Genomic DNA, 23,994 nt, shown 5'->3' with positions numbered 1-23,994 from the left:
ACTGTTCGAGGTCGATGGCTGAACGGAGGGGCGACCGTGCTGAGGTCCGGGCTCTAACGCCCTGGGATGAGCCGGTGTCCCCTCCGTCTCCGCCCTGACCGCTCTACCACGGGCGGTCAAACCAGAGTTACAAGGATGAGGTTGAGGATGAGAATGACCGGTCAAACAGGCATTGAGCGCGCGCTGCACTGGGTTGCTTCGCTGGGCTCGCAATGACGGCACAGGACGATTGCCGCATCCAACACCCGCTACATCAGCACTTCCGCCAGAATGAACGGCACCTCGCCTGGGATCTCGCGGGCCAGGAAGCCGATACCGCCGTAGCGGCGCGCCAGGCGGCGGCCGGCCTCTCCGTGGGTGTAGACGCTCCACAGGGCGGCCGCTTCCGGCTCGGCGCCGCGGGCCAGCAGGCCGACAACGAGACCCGCGAGCGTGTCGCCGGAGCCCGAAGTCGCCAACCCGACATGGCCGACCTCGTAGCACCAGGCGCGGCCGTCCGGCGAGACGACATGGGTCGATCCACCCTTCATCACCGTGACCGTGCCGAACCGCTCGGTCGCCCGCCGCGCCGCCGCAAGGGGATCCGCCTCGATCGCTTCGCGTTCCTCGCCCAAGAGCTGCGCCATCTCGCCGGCATGCGGGGTGATGATCGCCGGCTTGGACAGGCGCCGCGTCAGATCCGGATCGGCGCGCAGGGCGGCAAGGGCCCCGGCATCGAGGACGAGGCCGGCCTTGCCGGCCCCGCGGACCAGGGCGCCGGTCACCCCCTCGGAATCGGCATCCTCGGACATGCCGGGGCCGACCAGCACCGCATCGACGCGCTCCGCCCGTTTCGCGAGGTCGTCGGCGCAGGTTTGGGCGATGCCGCCATCCGCGGTCTGCGACAGGCCGACGACCAGCGCTTCCGGCACGGCGATCCCGATCGGGATCGCCAGATCGCGGCAGACTGCGAGCTGCAGCTTGCCGGCGCCGGCCCGGAGCGCGGCATGGGCCGCCAACAGGACGGCGCCCGGCAGGCTCGTACACCCGGCCACGATGAGGACGCGGCCCCGGCCATCCTTGCTGTCGCCGTCCGGCTCGGGCGGAGCCATGCTCCGCAGGACGTTTTCGGTAATCGGCGTGACGGTGCTCATGGATTCCCCGCTCGCCACGCGCCGCCTGCGCGCCGGATCAGGTCGCGGCCGCGTCGGCGTCTGGTTCGGAGGTAACGGGGGCGCCCTCGGCCTCAAGGGGTGCGACGAAGTTGTAGCGGACCAACGTGAACCCGCCGCCGGGGGCGGCCGAGGCCGAGAACGCATATTCCGTCACGCCGCAATTGAGCACGTCGCCTTCGGCATCGACGGCCAGGATCTCGGCCTCGGTCATCTCCTCCAGCAGGTAGCGCAGGCACAGCACCACGACCTGATGGGCGACGAGGAGGATCCGGCGGCCGTCATGGTGCAGGCCGATCGTGTCGAGGGCACTGCGCAGGCGCAGGATCACGTCGCACCAGCTCTCGCCGCCCGGTGGACGATGGTAGAACTTGCCGAGGTCGCTGCGCAGCTCGGCCTGTTCGGGATGGATTTGCTCGATCCCCACCCGGGTCAGCCGGTCGAGGATGCCGAACTCCTTCTCACGCAAGCGCTCGTCGACCAGCAGCCGCGGCGTGCCGGAGGCGAGGCCGCCCGCCCCGCGGATCGCCTCGGCGGTCTCGACCGCGCGCCGATAGGGCGAGGCCAGGATGAGGTCCGGACGTTCGTCGTCGGGCAGGCTGGCGAACCAGCGGCCGAGCGCCTCCGCCTGCCGGTGGCCGAGCGTGCTGAGCGGCACGTCGACGTCCCGTTCCGGGATGTCGATGCGCGCGGCACCCGCGGCATGGGCGGCGTCGCGGGCGACGTTGCCGGAACTCTCGCCATGGCGCACGACCCACAGGCGCAGCGGGTGTCTCTGGGGCACGCAGATCTCCTGAAGGGCTGGCGGCTCGACTGGTCGAAACGTCGTGTCGAGACTCCCGTTCCGGAGGCCGGACGTCCCCTTCTCGATCAGCGCCTGTCGGCCAAGGCTTCGCCCAGCAGGTCGAGCAGACCTCCGGCGAAGGCCCGCATGTTCGCGACGCGGTCCGCGCTGCCGGTCTCGAGGGTGAGGAACAGTTCGACGGGCCCGCTCACGGCCAAGCAGGTATGCCCCGCCGCATCGCCGTAGCGATTGCCGCTCGGGCCGGCGGCGCCGGTTTCCGCGAGACCCCAGGTTGCGTCGTGCCGCGCCCGGACGGTTCGGGCGAGGAGCTGCGCATAGCCCTCGGAGGCCGAGCGCAGGCCGGTCATCGCGGCTTCGTCGATGCCGAGGAGGGTGGCCCTGGCCGCCGCCGTGTAGACCACGGCGCCCCCGAGGACATATGCGCTGGCGCCGGGGACCGACAGGAGCGCCGCCGCGACAAGGCCGCCGGACGACGATTCCGAGACCGCCAAGGTCTCGTTGCGCGCGATGAGGGCCGCCCCCAGGGTCGCGGCCTTCGGCAGCAGGTCGTGCATGACGGATCCTTCGCGGTACTGCGCCGGCTACGCGCCGGATTGCGGCCAGGTTTCGATCGTCTCGCCGCCGGAGTGGAGTTCGACCCGGTGGGCATGCGCCGCGTCCCGCGATTGGCACAGGTCGATGGCCGAAGCGAAGCGGGTCCGGGCGGCGACCTCGGTCTCGACTTCCTCCGAAATGACCTCGTGGTCGTCGCGGAAGGTGACCACCCGGAAAGGCGGGTGCTGTTTCAGGTCGCTGGCTTCCATGGCTGTCGGCTCCGATCGGCGCGTGTCGCGGGCGGTAAGCGCCCGGCGGCACGGATCGTTGCGCCGCAAGCCGCGCGGCCTTCGGGTGGGCCACGGTTCGTTAACCCTACACTCGTAGCCCGGAGGCTCCTCAACACGCGTGGGTGTCATGCCGAGACTGGGCCGCATCATCGCCGACGGATTGGCCCTCGTCCTAGTCGGCGCCGGATTGACCGCCATCGTCGTGGGCTACGAGCGCAACCTGCCCGAGCCCCTTCCACAGGTCGCCGGATACGTGTCGGATTGGGCAGATCCGATGACCACCGGATCGATCACGCCGCGGGTCGAGGAGGCCTCGGCCGGCGCGGTATCGACCCGGCCGAACTGGACCATCGAGGATGTGACGCGATCCTCGGCGCTGGGAACGCGCGTGTGGACCGATCCGCCGCGCCGGTGATCGGACCTGCCGCGAACATCACCACATCCGCGACGAACGGACCGCCCTCAGCCGCGTTGCCCTCAGGAGCCCGAAGACGGGCCGATTTGAGGAAACGCACATGCGCATGAAGACTTACGGCCTCGCAGCCGCTCTCGCCATCGCCCTGACCGGAACCGCCTACGCCCAGCAGCCAGCCGGCGGCGGCAGCGCGACCGGCAACATGAACAATCCGGGTTCTGTGAAGAGCGACAGCCAGAAGATGAATGAGAGCGCGACGGGTTCGACCACCGGCTCCACCACGGGCGCGGCCGGCGCCGCGACCGTACCGGGCACCGGCACGGCGCGACCCGGCGTGGGTGCTGGCACCAGCACCACCGCACCTGCGCGATAGCCGCACCGTCGGAACCGAGGCCAACGGCCTCGGTTGCCGGCCCATGTCTCGTTTCCTGTTCCCAACCGCGATCACACTCATCCTGGCGAGCGTCGCCTTCGCCCATTGGGAACATTCGGGGGCTGCGCCGGCCCTGGCGACTCAGGAAAGCTCAAGCCCGGACGGCAATATTGGCACCCCCGCCACGCCAATACCGCAGTCCAGCCGAGATAAGGGGCAGTAGAGGCTTCGGCGAGGATCGATCCCGAACCGTGATCCCCGCCGAGCGAGTCCGACGCGGTGCCGGCGATGGCGATTAAGCGGCCGATGACGCGGCTGTCGGACGACCGGCTTCGCTCGCCGCCTGGATCTCCTCCAGGCGCCCCGTCGCGACATGGTACAGGAAGCCGTAGATCGGGATGTGGCCCGGCACGAGCGGGTGGGCGCGTATCCGGCGCACGTCGGACGCGACGCTGCCGTACCGGTCGGGGATCGTCAGCCAGTCGATGCTGCGCCCCGCTGCCGAGCCGCCGCCATGACGCGGGTTCGACCACGTCGTCCCGTCGAACTGGGCGGTCTCCAGGTTGTCTTCGAGCAGCTCGCCGATCACCGCATCCGTGAACAGCTCCATGCCGCAATTGGTATGGTGGACCACGAACCACGTCGCCGTGCCGAGGAGCTTGTGCGAGATCACCAGCGAGCGGATCTCGTCGTCGCTGGCCCGGCCGCCCGCGTTGCGGATCACGTGGGCATCGCCCTCCGCGAGGCCGGCATATTTCGCCGGGTCGAGCCGTGCATCCATGCAGGTAAGGATGGCGAAGCGCCGGGCGGGTGGGAGGGCGAGGTCGCCCTTGTCGAAGGCCGCGGCGTAGCACGCATTGGCGGCCAGCACCGCCTCGCGGATCTGCTCGCGCTCGGTCGGTTCAGGCATGGGGCGAACGCTCGCGGAGGTGCGTGGGCAGGTCCACGAGATGCGCCGCGAGGTCGGCGTAGGTGAGAACGCCGCCATCCAGCATCGGGAATGAGAGCGGCGGCCTCTGAGCCGCAGGCTGCTGTCCGGCGGGCAGAGCGGCCCCCGGGAGGAGGCGGGCGAAGCGGGCGAGGAGCCGGGTCATGGTCAGGCCGCCTGCGCGACGGTGCCGGCTGCCGCCAAGGCCTGGTCGAGATCGGCCAGCAGGTCGTCGATATGCTCCAGGCCGACCGAGAGGCGCACATAGCCGTTCGAGACCCCTGTGGCCTTGAGCGCTTCGGGGCCGAGCTGGGAATGCGTCGTGCTGGCCGGATGGATCGCAAGGCTGCGCGCGTCGCCGATATTGGCCACATGGTAGAACAGCCGCAGGGCATCGATGAAGCGCCGCCCGGCCGCACGCCCCGCCGCCAGCTCGAATCCGACGAGGCCGCCATAGCCGCCGGTGAGCACCGCGTCGGCCCGGGCGCGCGCGGCGCCCGTCTGGAGCGACGGGTGGATCACCCGCACCACCTCTGGCCGGTCCTTCAGCCAAGCCGCGATCGTCTGCGCGTTCCGGCTGTGGCGCTCGATCCGGAGCGGCAGCGTCTCCAGCCCCTGGAGCGTCAGGAAGGCGTTGAGCGGCGAAACTGCGGGGCCGAGATCGCGCAGCAGCCGGACCCGGGCGCGCAGGACGTAGGCGACCGGTCCGATCGGCTTTGCCGCCTCCGTCCAGATCGCGCCGTGATAGCTCGCATCGGGCGTGTTGAGAGTGGGCTGACGCACCGGGTGGGCCGCCCAGTCGAAAGTGCCGCCGTCGATGATCGCCCCACCGATGGCGATGCCGTGGCCGGCGATGTACTTGGTGGTCGAGTAGACCACGATGGCCGCACCGTGATCGAACGGCCGCGCCAGCAGCGGCGCGGCGGTGTTGTCGATGATAAGCGGGATGCCGAGCGGCCGGCCGATCTCCGCCACCTCGCGGATTGGGAAGACCGCCAGCTTCGGGTTCGGCAGGGTCTCGGCGTAGTAGGCCCGCGTCCGCTCGTCGGTGGCGCGGGCGAAGGCCTGCGGATCGGCCGGATCGACGAACCGGACCTCGATCCCCTGCTCGGAGAGGGTGTTGGCGAACAGGTTCCAGGTGCCGCCGTAGAGGTCGGTCGAGGAGACGATGTTGTCCCCGGCGCGGGCGAGGTTCTGCACGGCGAGAGCGGAGGCTGCCTGGCCGGAGGCGAGGGCGAGCGCCGCCGCGCCGCCTTCCAGGGCCGCGAGGCGCTGCTCCAGCACGTCCACGGTCGGGTTGCCGACTCGCGTGTAAATGTTGCCGAGCTCCTTCAGGGCGAACAGGTTCTCGGCGTGGTCGGTGTCGCGGAACTGGTAGGAGGTCGTCTGGTGGATCGGCACCGCCACGGAACCGCTCGACGGATCGGCCCGCCAGCCGGCGTGGAGGGCGAGCGTCTCGGGCTTCGCATGGGTCAGGTCCTGGCTCGGCACGGGACGACTCCTGATCGATCGGGACGCGGCAGAGTGCTCGGATCGCGCAGTTCATCGTTCCTCCAGCCGGTGGTCAGGTCAATAAAACGAGATGATCGATTTTCGGCGGATCTTGAAAATTCATGCCCTCGACGCGGGTTGAGTTTGGAAACGTGATCCTTCAGCCTCCGCGAGGGCCGACGCGTAGTTTTGATCTCGGAAACAATCCTTCAGTCGCGTGCCCGCACAGGTGCTCCGGACGCCTCGCCTCGGTCCCGCGCGATCGTTCGCGTCCGTGACGGTCTGCCGTTGGCGTCTGGATCACCCCTGCGAGGCTGCGATTCGGCGGTTCTGCTGGGCCCGACTGCCGCCGCGATCCGGCGATGGTCCCGCATCGGCGTAGATGTCCGTATTCCGGCCTCGCTCATCGGCAGAACGACATCCTTGCCGGCGCCGGATCAACGGAAGCCTTTTTCGCCGTCTCGAACCTAGACTCGCGACGCCCCGAGCCGAGGCCTCGACACGCGATCACGAAACGGCAGAATCCATGGCCGACATCGACACGTATCTCGACGAGAAGCGGCGCGCGCTGGCGGCCCGCGACGCGCGGATCCGCCGGGGCGAGGCCGGGCCGGTGCCCCTGACGGCGCGGGCTACGGTCGAGGGCGGCAGCGGTGTGCGGCGGATCGGCATCCGCCGGCACGCGATCGTCTCCGACAGCGCCCCCGATTTCGCCGGGTTCGATCTCGGGCCCGGCTCGCCGGAACTCCAACTCGGCGTCCTCGGCTCGTGCCTCGCCCACACGATCCTGATCCAGGCGGCCTTGCAGGAGGTGCCGATCACGTCCCTGGAGGTCGAGGTGACCGGGACATTCGATCCGCGCGCCGGCGCGGACGGCTTCGAGGATATCCCCGTGCACCCGCAGGACCTCGCCTACACGGTGCAGATCGACTCGCCGGCCGACCCGGCCGTGATCGAGGCGCTTCAAGTGCGGGTCGAGAAGGCCTGCCCGATCCTCAACCTGCTGCGCCTGCCGCAGAACGTCAGCGGCCGCTTCGTGCAGAGCCGAACCGCGAAGGAGATCGACGCGTGACGACCACCAGACGCCGGTTCTCGACCCTTGCTCTCGCCCTGGCGGCGGGGCTGACGACCATGGCTGGGGCGACCGCCGAGCAGGCCGCGCCGAAAGAATTCCGGATCGGCTACCAGAAGGTCGGCCTGATCGTGGTCGCGCGCCAGCAGGGCACCATTGAGAAGCGGCTGGCCCCTGCGGGGACCAAGGTGCGCTGGGTCGAGTTCCAGGCCGGTCCGCCCCTGCTCGAAGCCCTCAATGCCGGCGGCATCGATTTCGGCTATACCGGTGATGCGCCGCCGATCTTCTCGCAGGCCGCCGGTGGCAACCTCGTCTATGTCAGCGCCTCGGCCCCCTCCGGCGATGGCGAGGGGATCGTCGTGAAGGCGGAGTCACCGTTTCACACGGTCGCAGATCTCAAGGGCCGCACGGTTGCGGTCGGCCGCGGAACCAGCGCGCACAACCTGCTCGTGGCCGCCCTGGAGAAGGCCGGCCTGGCCTTCTCCGACATCAAGCCTGCCTATCTCCTGCCCGCCGATGCCGGCTCGGCCTTCGCCAACAACAGCGTCGAGGCTTGGGCGATCTGGGATCCCTATCTCGCCCTGGCGCAGGCACGCAACGACACGCGGATCCTCGCCACCTCTGGGCAGGTTCACGACGTTTCGGCGTATTTCTTGGCCAACAAGACATTCGCCGAGGCGCATCCGGGCGTCGTGACGAGCGCGCTGGCGGGGCTGTCGGAAGCGGCGGATTGGGCGGACGTCCATCGCGATCAGGTGGCGCAGGCTCTCGCGGACGTGACCGGCATTCCCTACGCCATCCAGAAGGTCGCGGCCGACCGCACGCAGTTCGGCGTGCGCCCGCTCTCCGACGCGATCCTGTCCAGCCAGCAGACAACCGCCGACCGGTTTTACCGGCTCGGGCTCATCCCGCGCGCCATCCGGGTCCGCGATGCGGTCTGGACGCCGCCGCGAAGCTGAGTGCCGCACTTTTTCAGGCACAGGAGCCCGGCAGCGCCGACGGAAAACATGTCGCTGATGGGCGTCGCCGAAAACCTCTCGGCTCGGTCAGGGCTTCACGTCCGGCCGCGGATCCGAGACGAAGCCGTCGCGGTTCGGCATGCGGTTGGCCGCCAGGGATTTCGCGTCGAGGGTCGCTCCGTCCGAAACCAGGCCGTTCAGGTGGAGGATATAGGCCGAGACCGCATAAACCTCGGCATCGCCGAGCGATTGCGGCGCGTTCAGCGGCATCGCCCGCCGGATGTAGTCGAACAGCGTCGGCGCGTACGGCCAGAAGCTGCCCACAGTCTTGATCGGCTTGGCCGAGGCCAGCGTGCCCTGGCCGCCGACCAGCTTCTCCCCGGTTCCGCCTTCGCCGCGGGTCCCGTGGCAGGACGCGCACTGCGCCTCGAACACCGCTCGCCCTTGGGCGACGCTGCCGCTGCCCGGCGGCAGTTTTCGGCCGTCGCGGTCGATGTCGATGTTCCAGGCGGCGATCTCCGCCTCGGTCGCCAACCGGCCGATCCCGAAGCGCTCGGCTGCATCGGCCGCCCCAGCGATCCCGAACAGGAACGCGGCCCCGGCGAGGGCCCGCGCCTTAAGCGTAGCCATTGGCGACCTCGCCGCTCGCCGCGATACGCCAGGGCACGACGGCGTTGTTGTGGTAGAACGAGTTGAGCCCGCGGACCGACGTCAGGTCCTCGAAGCTCGGCTGGACATAGCCGGTCTCGTCGATCGCCCGGCTGGCGATGGTGGTCGGCTGCCCGTCCCAGGTCCAGGGGAGGCGGAACCGGGTCAGCGCCCGGGTCAGGACCGGCTCCTGCAGGGCGGCGTCCTGCCAGGTCCTTCCGGAATCGACCGAGACCTGCACGCCGCGGATCTTGCCGCGGCCGGTCCAGGCGAGACCCGTGATCTCATGGAAGCCCGGGGTGATCCGCTGCGTGCCGGAGGGCCGCGTGATGACCGACTTCGCCTCCATGACGAAGGTGAATTGCCGCGCCGTCCCGTCCGGCATCAAGTCGGTATACTTCGCCGTCTCTTCGCGGGAGAAGGCCGGCTCGGCGGTCACGTTCAGCCGCCGCAACCACTTCACGCTCATGTTGCCTTCGAACCCGGGCAGGAGCACCCGCAGGGGATAGCCCTGCTGCGGGCGCAGCCGCTCGCCGTTCTGGCTGTAGACCAGCAGCGCGTCGTCGAGGCATTTCTCGATCGGGATACTGCGGGTCATGGCGGCGGCGTCGGCGCCCTCGGCCACGACCCAGCGGGCGTCGGGCTTCAGGCCAGCCTCCCGCAGAACCGTGGCGAGGCGGACGCCGGTCCATTCGGCGCAGCTCACGAGGCCGACCAGATCCGAGGCGGTCCGGCCGGCCCTGATCGCCTCGAAGCCTGGATTGCCCGAACATTCCAGGAAGTGGATATGCGATTCCGACGGGAAGCGGCGGATGTCGTCCAGGGTCAAGACCAGGGGCGTCTCCACCAGCCCGTGGACCAGCAGCCGGTGCCGGGCGGGGTCGATGTCGGGGATGCCGCCGTGGTGGCGCTCGTAGAACAGCCCGTTCGGCGTGAGGATGCCATCGAGATCCTGCAGTGGCGTTCGGCTCGAGGCCGAGATGTATTGCTTGAGGCCCTTCGGCACGTTGCGGATGAGCCCGCTCTCGAACCGCGAGGGCTGTCCGTAGGTCTGGCTGCCGACATCGGCGCCTGGGGTCTTCGTCCAGTCGGGGATGGCGGGCGGTGCCGCTTCGTCGGCCCGGCCGCGCTCGGGCGTACCGCTTCCGGTCAGAATGCCCGCCGCGGCAGCCGCCCCCTGGGCAAGGAAGCGCCGCCGCGCCGGCGTCTGTTTCGGGGCGGTATCGCTCATCGCAGGGGGGTCCGGCAGCGCGCCCAGCAGTGTCCGACCCGCGGGATGAAGAATGTGCCTGGTCTACACCCGCTCGGGGGGCCGTAGGCGGGGACCCCGCATTCGAAGACGGCCGCCATCAGTGCAGGACCCATCCGATCAGGCAAATCAGGAGTGCGGAGGCGACGATGTAGCTCCGCATCCGGCTTTCCGCGCACGATGAGTGCCGATCGATGGCAAGAGCCAACTCGTGATCCGGGATGTCGTCGCTCAGGGGCATGGACAAATCTTCGCTGCGCTCCGTTCCGATTGCGGCGAGGCCGACGCCTCGACTCGCAAGACCCCACGCGAAGGACAGGTCTGCTGCGACCCGCCCACGATGATCTCGCACCCGCGAGACTGGTGTCGTGCGGAGCCTCAATGGTGTCGATGTCGGCACCGGCAGTCAAACGAAACGAACACTTTTATCAGGCCGCACTGGAGGATGGTGTTCCCCAGATCTCATCAGCCGCGTCCCAAGTCTTCGCCGGCTCGAACGGCTCGGCAAAAGACCTGGATCTGGATCATGCATCGGCCGGAGCTTTCGGAGCCGAGGCAGCCCGGGCGGGCGGACGGGAGCCCAGATGGTCCCGGAGCGTCCAGCCTTCGTACTCGCTGCGGAACAGTCCGCGCCGGCGCAGCTCGGGGAGCACCAGCTCAATGAAGTCGTCGAGGCCCCCCGGCAGGGTCGCCGGCATGATGTTGAAGCCGTCGGCGCCCTTCGCCCGGAAGCGCTCCTCCATCTCGTCGGCGATCTGGGCGGGCGTCCCGACGATCTGCGAATGGCCCCGTGCACCGGCGATCCGCAGGTAGAGCTGGCGCAGGGTGAGACCCTCCCGGCGGGCGAGGTCGAACATCAGCTGCTGCCGGGACTTGGCGCCCTCGGCCTCCGGCAGCTCCGGCACCGGCCCGTCCGGATCGTAGCCCGACAGGTCGAAGCCGCCGACCATGCGCTCCAGGAGCGCCAAGCCGACCACCGGGTCGATCAGATCCTGGAGTTCCTCGAACTTGGCGCGCGCCTCCGCCTCGGTGCGGCCCACAACGGGAAACAGCCCGGGCATCACCTTGAGGTCGTCGCGGGCGCGGCCGAAGCCGGCCATCCGCTCCTTCAGGTCGCCGTAGAATGCGACCGCCTCGTCGAGCGTCTGGTTGGCGGTGAACACGATCTCGGCCGTGCGCGCGGCGAGGTCCTTGCCCGGACCTGAGGAGCCGGCCTGGACCAGGACCGGCTGCCCCTGGGGCGTGCGCGCGATGTTAAGCGGGCCGCGCACCTCGAAATGCTTGCCGCGGTGGTTCAGCGGCCGGAAGCCGTCCGGCTTCGAGAACTGGCCGCTGGCGCGGTCGATGATCACAGCGCCATCGTCCCAGGTGTTCCACAGCCCGAGGACGACGTCGACGAACTCCTCAGCGCGCTCGTAGCGATCGGTGTGCCGGGCGATCTGATCATTGCCGAAATTGGCGGCCTCGGCATCCGTGGTCGAGGTGACAAGGTTCCAGCCGGCGCGGCCTCCGCTCAGGTGATCGAGCGAGGCGAAGCGGCGGGCGACGTTGTAGGGCTCGTTGAAGCTGGTGGAGGTCGTGGCGACCAGCCCGATCCGGCTGGTGACGGCCGCCAGCGCCGAAAGCAGCGTCACCGGCTCGAAATGGGCCGAGCGGGCGGTGCGCTCGCTGGAGCGCAGGTTGCTGTCGCGGATGCCGGTCCCGTCCTCCAGAAAAACGAGATCGAACTTCGCCGCCTCGGCCCGGCGCGCCCAGCCGACATAGCGTTCGAGATTGAGCCCGCCATCGGCCTCGCTCGACGGGTGGCGCCACCCAGCCACATGGTGCCCGGTGGCGTAGAAAAAGGCGCCGAGGCGAAGCGTATCCTGTGTCATCGGCCGATCGGGGTTGGAGGCGATGCGTTCCGGGTCGAAGGCAGCGAGGCCGTGCGGCGTCAGCGCACCATGCCCCAACGCCGGACCGTGAGCCGCTCGAACGTCGCGAACACGACATTCTCGACGATGAGCCCGATCGCGATGACCAGCAAGAGGCCGGCGAAGACCCGGTCGGTATAGAGCTCGTTGCGGTTCTGGTAGATGTACCAGCCGAGCCCGCCCTGGCCGGAGGCGGCGCCGAAGACCAGCTCGGCCGCGATCAGGGTGCGCCAGGCGAAGGCCCAGCCGATCTTGAGCCCGGACAGGATCGCCGGCAGGGCGGCCGGGATCAGGATCTGCCAGACGTAAGCCAGACCGGTCAGGCCGTAATTGCGCCCGGCCATGCGCAGGGTCTCGGGCACGCCCTGGAAGCCCGCGAAGGTGTTGAGCGCGAGCGGCCACAAAACCGCGTGGACCAGCACGAAGATCAGGCTGCCGGAACCGAGCCCGAACCAGAGCAAGGCCAGCGGCAGCAACGCGATGGCCGGCAGCGGGTTGAACATCGCGGTCAGGGTGGAGAGCAGGTCGCGGCCGAACTGGGTCGAGACCGCGAGCGTCGTCAGGCCGAAGGCCAGCACGACCCCGCCGAAATAGCCTTCCGCCAGCACGGTGAGGGAGATCCGGGCACGCTCCAGAAGCTCGCCGCTGCCCAGGCCCTCGACCAGCGCCGACAGGGTGGCGCCGAAACCGGGGAGCAGGAGATCGTTGTCCTGCCAGCGCGCGAGTGCTTCCCACACGAGCGCGAGCGCGATGAGGATCAACCCCTTGCGCAGCCAGCCCTGCTGCCAGATCCGCGTGGAGAGCGGCAGCGCGCGCTCGACCGGCGCTTCCACGAAGGGCGGCAGCACCAAGTCGTATTCCGAGCGGATCGGCGGGCGGACGTGCTGGGTCATCGCGCGGGCACCGCCGGAACGGAGGTCTCGGGGTCGGTCTCGAAGAGGCGGCCGTGCAGGCGCTGCACCGCCGCCTGGAACGCGTCACTGCCGACCCTGGTCAGGTCGAACGCGTGGCAATTGTACTCGCCCCGGACCCGGCCGGGATGGGGCGAGAGCAGCGCCACCCGGTTGCCGACCACCAAAGCCTCCTCGATGGAATGCGTGACGAACAGCAGGGTGAAGCGCACCTCCTCCCAGAGGATCAGCAACTCCTCCTGCATCTTGCGCCGGGTCAGGGCGTCGAGGGCGGCGAACGGCTCGTCCATCAGCAGCACCTTCGGCTGCGTCGCGAGCGCCCGGGCGATGGCGACCCGCTGCTTCATGCCGCCGGAGAGCTGGTGCGGGTAGCTGTCGGCAAAGGGCGTGAGGCCGACCTTGTCGATGTAGTGCCGCGCCCGGGCCTCGGCCTCGCGCCGGCTGACGAGTCCGGCGGCGCGCAGCGGGAACGCCACGTTCTGCGCTACGGTCTTCCACGGCGGCAACTGATCGAATTCCTGGAAGACGACGATGCGGTCCGGCCCCGGCCCGCGCACGACCTCGCCGCCGAGGGTGATTGATCCCTCGACCGGCGGGATGAAGCCGGCGATCGCCTTGAGTAGGGTGGACTTGCCGCAGCCCGAGGGGCCGAGCAGGATGAAGCGGTCCGCCTCGTAGACATCGAACCCGACCCGGTGGGTCGCCCGGACGACGCGCTCGGGCGTGCGGTATTCTAGGGTCAGGTCCGAGACCCGCAGCAGCGGCGGCGGCAGGGCGGCCGATGGTGTTTCGGCCTCGATCCGGGCGGGGTTCTGCCCGGCCCGCGCCGTCGAGAGGTCCGGGCGCTCGGCGACCAAGGTCATCCGCTCAGCTGCCCGTCGCGATGCGGGGATTGGCGAAGAAGTAATCGTCGAGGGTTTTCGGCTCGTTCCGGATCGCGCCGACCCGGTGCATGAACTGCCCGAGCCCGATCGTGTTCTGCGGCTCGATCTTGAAGGTCACCTCCGGGTTCCGGATCACCTTGAGCAGCAGGTCGCGGTCGATCCGGCTGTTGTTGGACTTGATGTAGATGTCAGCCGCCTGCTCCGGGTTGTCGGTGATGAACTTGGCCGCCTCGGCGAGGGCATCCACGAAGGCCGTGTAGGTCTTCGGGCTGTCCCGGTAGAATTTCTCGGTGGCGTAGAGCACCGTCGAGGAGGCGGGGCCGCCCTGGACCGTGTAGGAGTTCAGGACGATGTGCGCGTTCGGGTTGCCGGCCAGCTCCTGCTCCTGGAACGGCGGATTGCCGAAATGGCCGGTGATCTCGGTGCCGCCCTTGATGATGGCGGCCGAGGCCTCCGGATGCGGAACCGCGACGCTGATCTTGTCGAGCCGGGCGAAGTCCTTGTCGCCCCATAGCTTGGCGGAGGCCCATTGCAGGATGCGGGACTGAACCGAGACGCCGACCGCCGGCACCGCGATCCGGTCCTTGTCGGTGAAGTCGCCGATCGTCTTCACCTCAGGCCGGTTCGAGACGAGGTAATAGGGAAAGTTGCCGAGCGACGCGACGCCCTTCACACTCTGCCGACCGCGCGTGCGGTCCCACAGCGTGAACAGCGGCCCGACGCCGGCCCCGGCGACATCGATGCTCCCCGACAGGAGGGCATCGTTCACGGCCGAGCCGCCGGAGAGCTGCGCGTACTCCACCTTGATGTCGAGGCCGGCTTCCTTGCCGTGCTTCTCGATCAGCTTCTGGTCTTCGGCCACGTTCAGCAGCAGGTAGACGACGCCGAACTGCTTCGCGATGCGCAGCTGCCCCTCCGCGGCCGCGGCCGGCCCGGCGGCGAGGACAAGCCCGAACAGGGCGGCCGCCTGCCGGCGTGAGAACAAGATGCGTCGCTTGCCGATCATGGTCCCTCGCGGCTGCCGGGCACAAGAAGCGTGCGAAATCGGCCTGATTACGGGCGGGAACTTGCCTCCTCGGCGATACATCGTCAACGAGAACGTTCTTTTTACAGAACAATCTTATAGAGATACTGTTTCTACGAGCTGCGCAATACGAAGAAAAATCTTTGCTCAGCCGGGTTTTGCGTAGGCGTCACAGGCCGTCCTGGCCGCGATAAGAAACAAATCTTTTGGACGCCATGACGCTGCGGCTGGCCCGTTCTACAAAACGACCGTACCCCCGTTTCGCCACCGGCTGGTCGTGCCGTCCCGCTGATCGCGTCCGACCTGCGGAGCCGATCCCCAATAGTCTCACGCGCACCCCGATCGTGCATGGCTCTCGATAGACGGAGGGGGTGGCGAGCGCGGTGTTTCATCGCTGGCACCGCGCCCGCGGAGGATCGAATTGCTGTCTATCGGGCCAGTGGTAGGTCGTTTGCATCGAGATTTGAGTATCTTTGGAATGCTCGGCCCTGCGGGTCTGGTCTAGTTTGCAATGCGAGATCACAGTCTCGCGGTCGCAACGATCGCCCCGAACATATCCCAACCGATTCTCCTTGAGCTGTCGCGCACGGGAGGCTCGGGAGCCGGGGATATGGTGCGAGGGGTGCTCGATGAACGGCCGCCCTATCCGCTCCGGGCTGCGGCGATCCTTCGACGGGGTCCCGCGAGGTCGAAAGCCATCATGGGTTCCCGCTCAACTATTCACCCACCCGCTGCCGTACTCCGTTCGGCCGGGCGGACGCGCCGTTGGTTCAGCATCCTGGCGGCCGCGCTGCTGCTCGCGTTCGGCGCCGCGCCGGCCCTCGCCCGGGTGAAGATCGGCGTGACCCCCGGGTCGCTCGCCGATTCCGTCCAGGTCGCGGCGGCGGAGGCCAGGGCGCAGGGGCTCGCGGTCGAGGTGGTCGAATTCACCGACTGGACGACGCCCAATCTCGCCCTCGCCAATGGCGATCTCGACGTGAATTACTTCCAACATCAGGCTTTCCTCGACAACGCCGTCAAGGAGACCGGCTTCCCGCTGAAGAGCGTCGCCGTCGGCATCCTGCCCAATATCGGCCTGTACTCTAAGCAGCATGCCAGCCTCACCGCCCTGCCGGACGGCGCCAAGGTGGCGGTGGCCAACGATCCGGTGAACCAGGGCCGGGGTCTCGCGCTCCTCGAAACCGCAGGGCTCATCAAGCTCAAGGCCGGAATCGGCGCCAAGGCCACCCTCGACGATATCGTCGCCAATCCGAAGAAACTGACCTTCGTCGAGATCGAGGGGCCGCAGCTGGTTCGCGCCCTCTCCGATGTCGATCTCGCGCAGGGCTATCCGGCCCATTACGTCAATGCCGGCCGCGCCGACATCGCCGGCAAGGCGCTGATCTATTCCGGCATCGGCGACCTCATCTACGCCATCCGGTTCGTGACCCGGGCCGACCGTGCCGACGATCCCGAGATCGCGAAGTTCGTCGCGATCTACCAGACCTCGCCGGCGGTGCGGGCGCGGATCGACGCCTCCTTCGCCCACAACCCGAGCCTCTATTCCCTGCCCTGGCTGCCGCGCGCCGCCCCATCCCAGAGTTCCGCCCGATGAAAGTCCTGAGTTTCCTGGCCGCCGCCATCCTGTCGCTCGGCGCGCTGGCCGCCCGGGCGGAGACCCTCAAAGTCGGCGTGGTGCCGGGCGCCTATGCCGATGCGGTCAATGTCGCCGCGGCCGAGGCCAAGGCCCGGGGCATCGACGTGAAGGTCATCGAGTTCAGCGACTGGACGACGCCGAACGTCGCGCTGGATGCGGGCGACATCGACCTGAACTTCTTCCAGCACCGCCCCTTCATGGAGAATGCCGAGAGGCAGAAGGGCTACAAATTCGCGATCGTCGGGCTCGGGATCCTGCAGAACCTCGGGCTCTATTCCCTGAAGCACAAGAGCTTCGATGCGATCCCCGTGGGCGGCACGGTGGCGATCGCCAACGATCCGGTGAACCAAGGCCGCGGCCTGCTGCTGCTTCAGAGGGCCGGTCTGATCAAGCTGAAGGACAAGGTCGGCTTCCTCGGCACCCTCGACGACATCACCGAGAACCCGAAGAAGCTGAAATTCACCGAGGTCGAGGGTCCCCAGCTCGCCCGCATCACCGGCGATGTCGATCTCGCCCAGGGCTATCCCCACTTCATCGTCGCCGCCGGCACCTTCGATCCGACAAGCGGCCTCATCTACACCGGCATCGAGGACAAGCTCTTCGCCGTGAGCTTCGTCACCAAGGCGGCGCGCAAGGACGATCCGACCATCACCAAGTTCGTGCAGATCTTCCAAAATTCGGACGCCGTGAAGCGGCAGATCCACAAATCCTTCGCCAACAGCGACAAGCTCTACCTGCTGGCGTGGCAGAACTGATGGCCGGCCTCGCCTTCGACAGCCTACGCGCCCCGGCCCGCTGGATCGCCCGGGACCGGCCCGGCGTCGCCGCCGCGCCCGCCGTGGTGACGGCGACCGAGACCCGGACGGCCGGCACCGTGCGGTTCGAGGCGGTGTCCAAGACCTACCTGTCCGCCGCCGGCCCGGTGCAGGCGCTCGATTCTGTCGATCTCGACGTGCCGGCGGGCGCGATCTTCGGCATCATCGGCCGCTCGGGGGCGGGCAAGTCGAGCCTGCTGCGCACGGTCAACCGGTTGGAGGAGCCGACATCCGGCCGCGTGCTGGTCGATGGCGAGCCGATCGAGACGCTCGACACGGATGGGCTGGTGGCCCTGCGCCGGCGCGTCGGCATGATCTTCCAGCATTTCAATCTGCTCTCGGCCAAGACCGTGCGCGGGAACGTGGCGCTGCCGCTCAAGGCCGCCGGCATGCCGAAGCTGGAGATCGCCGCACGGGTCGAAGAGGCGCTGCGCCTTGTCGGACTGGAAGGCAAGGCGGACACCTATCCGTCGCGGCTCTCGGGCGGCCAGAAGCAGCGCGTGGGTATCGCCCGCGCCCTCGTCAGCCGCCCGGAAATCCTGCTCTGCGACGAGGCGACCTCGGCCCTCGATCCGGAAACGACGCTCACGATCCTGAACCTGCTGCGCGACATCAACCGGCGGCTCGGGATCACCATCATCCTGATCACCCACGAGATGAGCGTGATCCGCGAGATCTGCAGCGACGTGGTGGTGCTGGAGACGGGCCGGGTGGTCGAGACCGGACCGGTCTGGCGAGTATTCGGCGCCCCCGAACATCCCACCACCCGGGCGCTCCTCGAACCGCTGAGCCGCGGCCTGCCGGCGGATCTGGCGCCCCGCCTCCAGCCGCACCCCGCTCCGGGAACCGCGACGGTCCTGGCGATCACGTTCTCCGGTCAGGCCGCCCCCGACCTGTCGGCCCTGGCCGCGGCCGCCGGCACGCCGGTCCGGCTGCTCCAGGCCGGCATCGAGCGGATCCAGGGCCACGCGGTCGGCCGGATGCTGGTCGCCGTCGATGCGGCGGGGCCGGACGCGGAGGATCGGCTGCGCGCGCTCGGAGGAACCATCGAGAGGATCGGGTATGTCGCCGCAGATGATTGACCGCCTCTGGCAGGCTTTCCTCGACACCCTCGTCATGGTCGGCGTCTCGGCCGGGATCGCGGTGCTCGCCGGTATCCCGCTCGCGCTGTTCCTCGTTACCTCGGAGCCTGGCGGCATCTTCCCGGCGCCGAAGGCCAACCGGGTGGTCGGGACGATCGTCAACGGCTTCCGCGCGGTGCCCTTCATCGTCCTGCTGGTGGCACTGATCCCGTTCACCCGGCTGGTGACCGGCACCACCATCGGCGTCTGGGCGGCGATCGTCCCGCTCTCGGTCAGCGCGACGCCGTTCTTCGCGCGGATCGCCGAAGTTTCGCTCCGAGAGGTTGATCCCGGACTGATCGAGGCGGCCCAATCCATCGGCTGCCGGCGCCGGCACATCCTGCTCCACGTGCTCCTGCCCGAGGCGCTGCCGGGGATCCTCGGCGGCTTCACGATCACGGTCGTCTCGATGATCGGCGCTTCCGCCATGGCCGGGGCGGTCGGCGCCGGAGGCCTCGGCGATGTCGCGATCCGGTACGGCTACCAGCGCTTCGACACCACCGTGATGGCGGCGGTGATCGCGGTGCTGATCGCGCTGGTCTGCCTGGTGCAGTTTACGGGCGACCTCGCGGTGCGGCGCCTGCGTGCCCGGTGACCGTCCCGCATCCGGGGGACCTCCATCCGTTCGAGGTGATCCGATCATGAATCTGCCCCGTGCCGACGACCGGCGCCCGCTGCCCCCCGCCCGCCCGCACCGGATCCGCACCGACGCGGAGGCGCTCGAAGTCGCCCGGGCGGTTGCTGCCCGCTTTGCCGAGGGTGCCGCGGAACGCGACCGCGAGCGGATCCTGCCTTGGGCCGAGATCGAGGCGTTCACGGCGAGCGGCCTCGGCGGCATCACCGTGCCGCGAGCCTATGGCGGCGCCGATGTCGCGCACGCGACGCTGGCCGAGGTGTTCGCGACCCTTGCCGCCGCCGACGGCTCGGCCGCGCAGATCCCGCAGAGCCAGTTCGGCGTGCTGGCGCTGGTGCGGGCCGAGGCGAGCCCCGAGCAACAGGCGCAGATTTACGGCGCGGTGCTGTCTGGCCACCGGATCGGCAATGCCGGGCCGTCCCGCAACGGCAAGGCGATCAACCAGGTAGAGACGCGGCTCGCTGAAGGGCCGGACGGCAACCGCCTCAGCGGCAAACGCTTCTATTCCACCGGCGCCCTCTTCGCCCACTGGATCCCGACCCGCGCCGTGGCCTCGGACGGCCGGCCGCTGCTGGTCTGGGCGCGCCGGGACGCCCCGGGGGTGCGGGTCGTGGACGACTGGCAGGGGTTCGGGCAGCGCACCACGGCGAGCGGCACGGTGGTGTTCGAGGACGCCCCGATCGAGGACAGCCTGACCATCGAGCTCGCGCCCCTGGCGGAGCGTCCGGCTTTGTTCGGCCCGGTCTCGCAACTCGTGCAGGCGGCGATCGATGCCGGGATCGCCCGGGGCGCGACCGAAGCCGCCCTGGATTTCGTTCGGACCCGGACGCGACCCTATCCCTTCACCGTCGAGACCATCACCGAGGATCCGCACATCCTCGGCGAGGTCGGGCGGCTGGAGGTCGATCTGCATGCCGCCGAGGAAGTCCTCGCCCGCGCCGGCCGGACGCTGGATCGCATCGCCGCCGCCCCGGTCACCGCGCAGAGTTCGGCCGAGGCCTCCGTTGCCGTCGCCGAGGCCAAGATCCTCACCACCGAGGTCGCGCTCGAAGCGTCCGAGCGCCTGCTGGAACTCGCCGGCGCCTCGGCGACGCGCGAGAGCGCCAATCTCGGGCGGTTCTGGCGCGACGCGCGGGTGCACACCCTGCACGATCCCGTGCGCTGGAAATACCACCTGCTGGGGGATTACACCCTGAACGGCGCGCTGCCCGCCCGGCACCAGTGGAACTGAGGGCCATGCCGCTTCAGCCGCACGAATCCGCCTTCACCCGGCCGCCCGAGCCACCCCGTCCGGTGCCGGTGCTCGCCGACGATGCCGCCGCCCTCGCCGCCGCCTGGGCCCTGGCCGCCGAATTGGCCGAAGAGGCCGTCACCCGCGACCTCGACCGCCGGTTGCCCTTCGCCGAGATCGAGCGCTTCACCGAGACCGGCCTTTGGGCGATCACGGTGCCGCGGAAGTATGGTGGCCCCGGCGTAAGCGCCGCCACGGTCGCGCAGGTGATCGCGATCATCGCGGCGGCCGATGGCTCGATCGGCCAGATCCCGCAGAACCACTTCTACGCCCTCGAAGTGCTCCGGAACGGCGGCACCGAGGCGCAGAAGCGTGACCTCTACGGGCGGGTCCTGGCGGGCGAGCGGTTCGGCAACGCGCTCGCCGAGATCGGCCAGCGGGACCACACCCGCCGCACCCGGCTCGTGCGCGATCGCTCCGGCTGGATTGTGGAGGGACGCAAATATTACTGCACCGGCTCACTGTTCGCCCATCGCATCCCCACAATGGTCAATGCCGAGGAAGAGGGCAGGGCGGTCGCCTATCTGGTGTTCATTCCCCGGGACGCCCCCGGCGTGACTCTGGTGGACGATTGGGATGGGTTCGGCCAGCGGATCACCGGCTCGGGCTCGATCGTCTTCGACCGGGTCCGGGTCGAGCCGGACTGGGTGGTGCCGTTCCAGGCCTCGATGGACCGCCCAACCGCCATCGGCCCATTCGCGCAGATCCTGCATGCCGGGATCGATCTCGGCATCGGGCAGGGCGCCTTCGCGGCGACGCTGCCGTTCGTGCGCGATCGGGCCCGGCCTTGGATCGATTCCGGCGTCGCGCGCGCCAGCGAGGATCCGCTGACCCTTCACGCCCTCGGCGACGTGCGGGTGCGCTTGGCTGCGGCCGACGCTCTGCTGGAGCGGGCCGGCCGTTTCGTCGATGCCGCGCAGGCCGAGCCCGACGCGGACAGCGTCGCGGCGGCCTCCGTGGCGGTGGCCGAGGCGCGGGCTTCCAGCCACCGGGCCGGCCTGCTCGCGGCCAACAAGCTGCTCGAACTCGGCGGCACCTCCGCCACCGACCGGGCCGAGGCCCTGGACCGCTACTGGCGCAACGTCCGCACCCACACGCTGCACGATCCCGTGCGGTGGAAGTACCACTGGATCGGCGCCTACCACCTCGACGGCCGGCTGCCGCCCCGGCACGGAGCGCTCTGATGGCCGCCAAAAAGCAGATCCGCCTGAACGCCTTCAACATGAACTGCGTCGGCCACATCAATCACGGCCTGTGGACGCATCCGCGCGACCGCTCGTCGGACTACAACACCCTCGGCTACTGGACCGATCAGGCGAAGCTCCTGGAGCGCGGGCTGTTCGACGGGTTGTTCATCGCCGATATCAGCGGCGTCTACGACATCTACGGCGGCGGCATCGACGTGACCGCCCGGGAGGCGGTGCAACTCCCGGTGAACGACCCGAGCCTGCTGGTCCCGGCCATGGCGGCGGTGACGGAGCATCTCGGCTTCGGCGTGACGATCAACGTCCACACCGAGGCGCCCTACACCTTCGCTCGCCGGCTCTCGACCCTCGACCACCTCACCGGCGGCCGCATCGGCTGGAACATCGTCACCGGCTATCTCGACAGCGCCCATCGCGGCCAGAGCGGCGGCAGCCTGCCGGCCCATGACCGGCGCTACGACTATGCCGACGAGTATCTCGAGGTCCTCTACAAGCTCTGGGAAGGCAGCTGGGACGACGCGGCCGTGCGCCGCGACCGGGCGGCGCGGGTGTTCAGCGATCCGGCCCATATCCGGCCGGTCTCGCATCACGGCGAGTTCTTCGATGTCGAGGGCTATCACCTGTCCGAGCCATCGGTGCAGCGGACCCCGGTCCTCTACCAGGCGGGCGCGTCGGGCCGCGGCCGGGCCTTCGCGGGCCGCCACGCCGAATGCGTGTTCATCTCCGCCCGCGACCGGGGCGCGGCCCGGGACGCGGTCCGAGCCATCCGTGCCGAGGCTGTGGCGGCCGGGCGCCGGCCCGATGACGTGAAGGTCTTTGTCGGCCTTGCAGTCATTCCCGGACGCAGCCGGGCTGAGGCCGAGGAGAAACGGGCCGACTACCGGCGCTACGCCAACCCGGAGGCGGGCCTGGCGCATTTCTCCGCCTCGACGGGGATCGACTTCGCCCGCTACGGCCTCGACGACCCGATTCCCTACGCCCCCGGCAACGCGATCCAGTCCGCCACCGCGGCCGCGGCCAAGCGGGGTCTGACCAAGCGCGACCTCCTGGCTGAGCTGGAACTCGGCGGGCGCTACGCGGTGCTGGCCGGCGACGCGGTCTCGATCGCCGACGAGCTCCAGGCCTGGATCGAAGAGGGCGAGGTCGACGGGTTCAACCTCAGCCGCATCGTTGTGCCGGAAAGCTTTGCCGACTTCATCGACATCGTGATCCCGGAGCTGCAGGACCGGGGGCTCTACAAGACCGCCTACACGGATGGGTCGTACCGGCAGAAGCTGTTCGGGCACGGCGACCGGCTGCCGGAACGCCACGCCGCCCAGGCCTTTCGCGGGCCGGCGGCCGGTCGAAAGCCATTGGCGTGACAGGCGCGGACCGAACGGCGCACCAATCAAAACACAAAAAAAGACCCGGCCGTGCGTGAGCGCGACCGGGCTTCGATTGGAGCGGTTAGGCGCGATCAGGTCCAGTCGCTGTCGTCACCGCCGCCGAGATCGCCGCCGAAATCGCCGGACGGATCGCTGAAGCTGGCATCCTGGAAGTCGTTGCCGCTGCCGCTGCCACCGCCGTCGAGGGCGGAGCCGAGATCCTGGTTGCCGCCGTCGCCGTAATAGTTGTTCACGACTGTCTCGCCGCCGCCGCCGAGGCCCGCCGCCGCGGCGCTGCCGAGGCTCGAATGGCCGCCCGCGAAGGCGTTCGACAGGGCGCTGCCGAGCAGCATGCCGCCGGCCGCGCCGGCCGCCATCGGCAGCGCGGTCGCCATGAAGCCGCCGCCCCGGGCCGGAGCCTGCGGCTGGCCGCCCCACGGACCACCCTGCTGCTGCGGCGGGTATCCCGGCTGCTGCTGCGGGTAGCCTTGCTGGGGATAGCCCTGCGGGGCGCCGCCACCACCACCCCAGGGCTGGCCGGCCGGGCGCTGCTGCTGGCCGTAGCCGGGCTGCGGCTCCTGACGCTGGCTGCCGCCGCCGAAGATGCTCGACAGGAACCCGCCGCCCCCCGAGGACTGGGCCGGCGCAGCCTGGCTGCGGGCCTGCTCGAGCTGCTGGTTCAGGCTCTTGATCGCCTCTTCCTGCACGTAGATCAGCTGCGCCATCGCGTAGGGGGCATAGGGCTGCGTGCGGAGCTTGTCGGCGATGAAGCGCTCGGCCTCCGCGTCGCGGGGCTGGCTCTGGGCCTGCTCCAGACGCTGGAAGATGCCGGAGATGACGTCGCGTTCTTCGCTATTCATGGAGTTCTCCTCCTCGAGTCGTACCCGCGGGCTCGAACGCGCCGCACGGCCGCAGAGGACATGGGGGTGCGGTGACGCTTTGTCAGGGGAGGTTGCGAAAACTTCATCCAAGCCCAGCACGCGCAACCAAGACGTGAAAAAGCCCGACCTCTCGGCCGGGCCTTTTCATCCGTCGCGATCGGCGCGGCTGGCGCGCCGAGGCCGGATCCTAGTACGAGCCGAACTTGTAGTTCAGGCCGGCGCGGACGACGGCGAACTCGTCGTCGCGGCGACCGATCGGGCTGGAATAGGCCGGGGCGAGGTTGGCGGCGTTGACGAGCAGGACACCCTGGTTGCGGGTGCCGCGGTCGAGGTTGACGTACAGGCCTTCGACCTTGAGCGTGACGGCCGAGGAGCGGAAGAAGTTCAGGAACGAGTCGGT

Annotated in this window: 25 protein-coding genes and 1 pseudogene; 11 read left to right on the top strand and 15 right to left on the bottom strand. The window is 69.3% G+C overall.

The genetic code is table 11. The features are described 5' to 3' along the window. Positions 1 to 248: 248 nt before the first annotated feature. The 4 genes from MKK67_RS31090 to MKK67_RS31075 all read right to left on the bottom strand — a co-directional run bounded on the left by MKK67_RS31090 (position 249) and on the right by MKK67_RS31075 (position 2,759). Positions 249 to 1,133, bottom strand: coding sequence for an NAD(P)H-hydrate dehydratase (locus tag MKK67_RS31090; RefSeq protein ID WP_243972854.1), 885 nt, complete (start codon positions 1,131 to 1,133; stop codon positions 249 to 251). 37 nt (positions 1,134 to 1,170) lie between these two features. Next, complete coding sequence (locus tag MKK67_RS31085; protein WP_243972852.1) at positions 1,171 to 1,935, bottom strand: histidine phosphatase family protein; 765 nt, start codon at positions 1,933 to 1,935, stop codon at positions 1,171 to 1,173. An 86-nt stretch (positions 1,936 to 2,021) separates the two neighbouring features. Continuing rightward, positions 2,022 to 2,510: a CinA family protein gene (locus MKK67_RS31080; protein WP_243972850.1), complete on the bottom strand. Its 489-nt coding sequence runs from the start codon at positions 2,508 to 2,510 to the stop codon at positions 2,022 to 2,024. Between the two features lie 27 nt (positions 2,511 to 2,537). After that, a complete protein-coding gene (locus tag MKK67_RS31075; protein WP_243972848.1) occupies positions 2,538 to 2,759 on the bottom strand; it encodes a hypothetical protein in 222 nt (73 codons plus the stop codon). A gap of 148 nt (positions 2,760 to 2,907) precedes the next feature. Between MKK67_RS31075 and MKK67_RS31070 the strand changes: the two genes are divergently transcribed. Continuing rightward, positions 2,908 to 3,195 (top strand): hypothetical protein, encoded by a 288-nt coding sequence (locus MKK67_RS31070; protein WP_243972846.1) that lies wholly within the window; start codon positions 2,908 to 2,910, stop codon positions 3,193 to 3,195. A 100-nt stretch (positions 3,196 to 3,295) separates the two neighbouring features. After that, complete coding sequence (locus MKK67_RS31065) at positions 3,296 to 3,568, top strand: hypothetical protein (protein ID WP_243972844.1); 273 nt, start codon at positions 3,296 to 3,298, stop codon at positions 3,566 to 3,568. Positions 3,569 to 3,863: 295 nt separating this feature from the next. Here the strand turns inward: MKK67_RS31065 and MKK67_RS31060 are convergent, their stop codons facing one another. Genes MKK67_RS31060 through MKK67_RS31050 form a run of 3 tightly spaced genes read right to left on the bottom strand, consistent with a single transcriptional unit; the run spans position 3,864 to position 5,987 of the window. Further along, positions 3,864 to 4,478 (bottom strand): beta-class carbonic anhydrase, encoded by a 615-nt coding sequence (locus MKK67_RS31060; protein ID WP_243972842.1) that lies wholly within the window; start codon positions 4,476 to 4,478, stop codon positions 3,864 to 3,866. Beyond that, positions 4,471 to 4,662, bottom strand: a complete 192-nt coding sequence (locus MKK67_RS31055) for a hypothetical protein (RefSeq protein WP_243972840.1) — start codon at positions 4,660 to 4,662, stop codon at positions 4,471 to 4,473. Before MKK67_RS31055 ends, MKK67_RS31060 begins: the two co-directional genes overlap by 8 nt. A gap of 2 nt (positions 4,663 to 4,664) precedes the next feature. Continuing rightward, positions 4,665 to 5,987 (bottom strand): O-acetylhomoserine aminocarboxypropyltransferase/cysteine synthase family protein, encoded by a 1,323-nt coding sequence (locus MKK67_RS31050; RefSeq protein WP_243972831.1) that lies wholly within the window; start codon positions 5,985 to 5,987, stop codon positions 4,665 to 4,667. Positions 5,988 to 6,513: 526 nt separating this feature from the next. On the opposite strand from MKK67_RS31050, the gene MKK67_RS31045 reads away from it, so the two are divergent. Further along, the gene (locus MKK67_RS31045; protein ID WP_243972821.1) at positions 6,514 to 7,059 is read left to right on the top strand and encodes an OsmC family protein; all 546 of its coding nucleotides are present in this window, start codon (positions 6,514 to 6,516) and stop codon (positions 7,057 to 7,059) included. Then, positions 7,056 to 8,018 carry an aliphatic sulfonate ABC transporter substrate-binding protein gene (locus MKK67_RS31040; RefSeq protein ID WP_243972819.1) on the top strand — a complete coding sequence of 321 codons (963 nt, stop codon included), beginning with the start codon at positions 7,056 to 7,058 and terminating at the stop codon, positions 8,016 to 8,018. Before MKK67_RS31045 ends, MKK67_RS31040 begins: the two co-directional genes overlap by 4 nt. Positions 8,019 to 8,105: 87 nt before the next feature. Here MKK67_RS31040 and MKK67_RS31035 read toward each other — a convergent pair whose 3' ends face one another. The 6 genes from MKK67_RS31035 to MKK67_RS31010 form a co-directional block, all read right to left on the bottom strand. Further along, positions 8,106 to 8,648, bottom strand: coding sequence for a c-type cytochrome (locus tag MKK67_RS31035; RefSeq protein ID WP_243972817.1), 543 nt, complete (start codon positions 8,646 to 8,648; stop codon positions 8,106 to 8,108). Beyond that, a complete protein-coding gene (gene soxC, locus MKK67_RS31030) occupies positions 8,635 to 9,897 on the bottom strand; it encodes a sulfite dehydrogenase (RefSeq protein WP_243972815.1) in 1,263 nt (420 codons plus the stop codon). Before soxC ends, MKK67_RS31035 begins: the two co-directional genes overlap by 14 nt. A gap of 542 nt (positions 9,898 to 10,439) precedes the next feature. Beyond that, complete coding sequence (locus MKK67_RS31025; RefSeq protein WP_243972812.1) at positions 10,440 to 11,789, bottom strand: LLM class flavin-dependent oxidoreductase; 1,350 nt, start codon at positions 11,787 to 11,789, stop codon at positions 10,440 to 10,442. A 59-nt stretch (positions 11,790 to 11,848) separates the two neighbouring features. Then, a complete protein-coding gene (locus MKK67_RS31020; RefSeq protein WP_243972811.1) occupies positions 11,849 to 12,721 on the bottom strand; it encodes an ABC transporter permease in 873 nt (290 codons plus the stop codon). After that, positions 12,718 to 13,602, bottom strand: a complete 885-nt coding sequence (locus tag MKK67_RS31015) for an ABC transporter ATP-binding protein (RefSeq protein ID WP_243972809.1) — start codon at positions 13,600 to 13,602, stop codon at positions 12,718 to 12,720. Before MKK67_RS31015 ends, MKK67_RS31020 begins: the two co-directional genes overlap by 4 nt. A gap of 4 nt (positions 13,603 to 13,606) precedes the next feature. Then, positions 13,607 to 14,629, bottom strand: a complete 1,023-nt coding sequence (locus MKK67_RS31010) for an ABC transporter substrate-binding protein (protein ID WP_243972807.1) — start codon at positions 14,627 to 14,629, stop codon at positions 13,607 to 13,609. 718 nt (positions 14,630 to 15,347) lie between these two features. Between MKK67_RS31010 and MKK67_RS31005 the strand changes: the two genes are divergently transcribed. Genes MKK67_RS31005 through MKK67_RS30975 form a run of 7 tightly spaced genes read left to right on the top strand, consistent with a single transcriptional unit; the run spans position 15,348 to position 22,710 of the window. Continuing rightward, a complete protein-coding gene (locus MKK67_RS31005) occupies positions 15,348 to 16,241 on the top strand; it encodes a MetQ/NlpA family ABC transporter substrate-binding protein (RefSeq protein WP_243972805.1) in 894 nt (297 codons plus the stop codon). Next, on the top strand, positions 16,238 to 17,038 hold the full coding sequence (locus tag MKK67_RS31000) for a MetQ/NlpA family ABC transporter substrate-binding protein (RefSeq protein WP_243972803.1): 801 nt from the start codon (positions 16,238 to 16,240) through the stop codon (positions 17,036 to 17,038). Before MKK67_RS31005 ends, MKK67_RS31000 begins: the two co-directional genes overlap by 4 nt. Then, positions 17,038 to 18,180 carry a methionine ABC transporter ATP-binding protein gene (locus MKK67_RS30995; protein ID WP_243972801.1) on the top strand — a complete coding sequence of 381 codons (1,143 nt, stop codon included), beginning with the start codon at positions 17,038 to 17,040 and terminating at the stop codon, positions 18,178 to 18,180. The genes MKK67_RS31000 and MKK67_RS30995 overlap by 1 nt, the downstream gene beginning before the upstream one ends. Continuing rightward, entirely contained in the window at positions 18,161 to 18,814 is a 654-nt protein-coding gene (locus MKK67_RS30990) for a methionine ABC transporter permease (RefSeq protein WP_243972799.1), read from the top strand. The genes MKK67_RS30995 and MKK67_RS30990 overlap by 20 nt, the downstream gene beginning before the upstream one ends. A gap of 46 nt (positions 18,815 to 18,860) precedes the next feature. Then, entirely contained in the window at positions 18,861 to 20,084 is a 1,224-nt protein-coding gene (locus MKK67_RS30985) for an SfnB family sulfur acquisition oxidoreductase (protein ID WP_243972797.1), read from the top strand. 5 nt (positions 20,085 to 20,089) lie between these two features. Further along, positions 20,090 to 21,328, top strand: a complete 1,239-nt coding sequence (locus tag MKK67_RS30980) for an SfnB family sulfur acquisition oxidoreductase (protein ID WP_243972796.1) — start codon at positions 20,090 to 20,092, stop codon at positions 21,326 to 21,328. Then, positions 21,328 to 22,710 carry an LLM class flavin-dependent oxidoreductase gene (locus tag MKK67_RS30975; RefSeq protein WP_243972790.1) on the top strand — a complete coding sequence of 461 codons (1,383 nt, stop codon included), beginning with the start codon at positions 21,328 to 21,330 and terminating at the stop codon, positions 22,708 to 22,710. Before MKK67_RS30980 ends, MKK67_RS30975 begins: the two co-directional genes overlap by 1 nt. Before the next feature lie 95 nt (positions 22,711 to 22,805). Here MKK67_RS30975 and MKK67_RS30970 read toward each other — a convergent pair whose 3' ends face one another. Continuing rightward, positions 22,806 to 23,573, bottom strand: a complete 768-nt coding sequence (locus tag MKK67_RS30970; protein WP_243972788.1) for a DUF2076 domain-containing protein — start codon at positions 23,571 to 23,573, stop codon at positions 22,806 to 22,808. Between the two features lie 208 nt (positions 23,574 to 23,781). Continuing rightward, positions 23,782 to 23,994, bottom strand: a pseudogene (locus MKK67_RS30965) (porin family protein); the annotation flags it as partial.

The sequence above is a fragment of the Methylobacterium sp. J-072 genome (assembly GCF_022829425.1).
In the GTDB taxonomy this organism is placed as follows: Bacteria; Pseudomonadota; Alphaproteobacteria; order Rhizobiales; family Beijerinckiaceae; genus Methylobacterium.
The sequence above is the reverse complement of the archived record's forward strand: the minus strand, read 5'-3'. Positions and strand labels throughout refer to the sequence as shown.

Bases quoted from the DNA above. Each gene is read 5' to 3' on its own strand.
- MKK67_RS31090 (WP_243972854.1), bottom strand. From the start codon at position 1,133: ATGAGCACCGTCACGCCGATTACCGAAAACGTCCTGCGGAGCATGGCT.
- MKK67_RS31010 (WP_243972807.1), bottom strand. From the start codon at position 14,629: ATGATCGGCAAGCGACGCATCTTGTTCTCACGCCGGCAGGCGGCCGCC.
- MKK67_RS30970 (WP_243972788.1), bottom strand. From the start codon at position 23,573: ATGAATAGCGAAGAACGCGACGTCATCTCCGGCATCTTCCAGCGTCTG.
- MKK67_RS31075 (WP_243972848.1), bottom strand. From the start codon at position 2,759: ATGGAAGCCAGCGACCTGAAACAGCACCCGCCTTTCCGGGTGGTCACC.
- MKK67_RS31005 (WP_243972805.1), top strand. From the start codon at position 15,348: ATGGGTTCCCGCTCAACTATTCACCCACCCGCTGCCGTACTCCGTTCG.
- MKK67_RS31045 (WP_243972821.1), top strand. From the start codon at position 6,514: ATGGCCGACATCGACACGTATCTCGACGAGAAGCGGCGCGCGCTGGCG.
- MKK67_RS31035 (WP_243972817.1), bottom strand. From the start codon at position 8,648: ATGGCTACGCTTAAGGCGCGGGCCCTCGCCGGGGCCGCGTTCCTGTTC.
- MKK67_RS31080 (WP_243972850.1), bottom strand. From the start codon at position 2,510: ATGCACGACCTGCTGCCGAAGGCCGCGACCCTGGGGGCGGCCCTCATC.
- MKK67_RS30985 (WP_243972797.1), top strand. From the start codon at position 18,861: ATGAATCTGCCCCGTGCCGACGACCGGCGCCCGCTGCCCCCCGCCCGC.
- MKK67_RS30995 (WP_243972801.1), top strand. From the start codon at position 17,038: ATGGCCGGCCTCGCCTTCGACAGCCTACGCGCCCCGGCCCGCTGGATC.
- soxC (WP_243972815.1), bottom strand. From the start codon at position 9,897: ATGAGCGATACCGCCCCGAAACAGACGCCGGCGCGGCGGCGCTTCCTT.
- MKK67_RS31015 (WP_243972809.1), bottom strand. From the start codon at position 13,602: ATGACCTTGGTCGCCGAGCGCCCGGACCTCTCGACGGCGCGGGCCGGG.
- MKK67_RS31060 (WP_243972842.1), bottom strand. From the start codon at position 4,478: ATGCCTGAACCGACCGAGCGCGAGCAGATCCGCGAGGCGGTGCTGGCC.
- MKK67_RS30975 (WP_243972790.1), top strand. From the start codon at position 21,328: ATGGCCGCCAAAAAGCAGATCCGCCTGAACGCCTTCAACATGAACTGC.
- MKK67_RS31000 (WP_243972803.1), top strand. From the start codon at position 16,238: ATGAAAGTCCTGAGTTTCCTGGCCGCCGCCATCCTGTCGCTCGGCGCG.
- MKK67_RS30990 (WP_243972799.1), top strand. From the start codon at position 18,161: ATGTCGCCGCAGATGATTGACCGCCTCTGGCAGGCTTTCCTCGACACC.
- MKK67_RS31025 (WP_243972812.1), bottom strand. From the start codon at position 11,789: ATGACACAGGATACGCTTCGCCTCGGCGCCTTTTTCTACGCCACCGGG.
- MKK67_RS31055 (WP_243972840.1), bottom strand. From the start codon at position 4,662: ATGACCCGGCTCCTCGCCCGCTTCGCCCGCCTCCTCCCGGGGGCCGCT.
- MKK67_RS31070 (WP_243972846.1), top strand. From the start codon at position 2,908: ATGCCGAGACTGGGCCGCATCATCGCCGACGGATTGGCCCTCGTCCTA.
- MKK67_RS31065 (WP_243972844.1), top strand. From the start codon at position 3,296: ATGCGCATGAAGACTTACGGCCTCGCAGCCGCTCTCGCCATCGCCCTG.
- MKK67_RS31020 (WP_243972811.1), bottom strand. From the start codon at position 12,721: ATGACCCAGCACGTCCGCCCGCCGATCCGCTCGGAATACGACTTGGTG.
- MKK67_RS30980 (WP_243972796.1), top strand. From the start codon at position 20,090: ATGCCGCTTCAGCCGCACGAATCCGCCTTCACCCGGCCGCCCGAGCCA.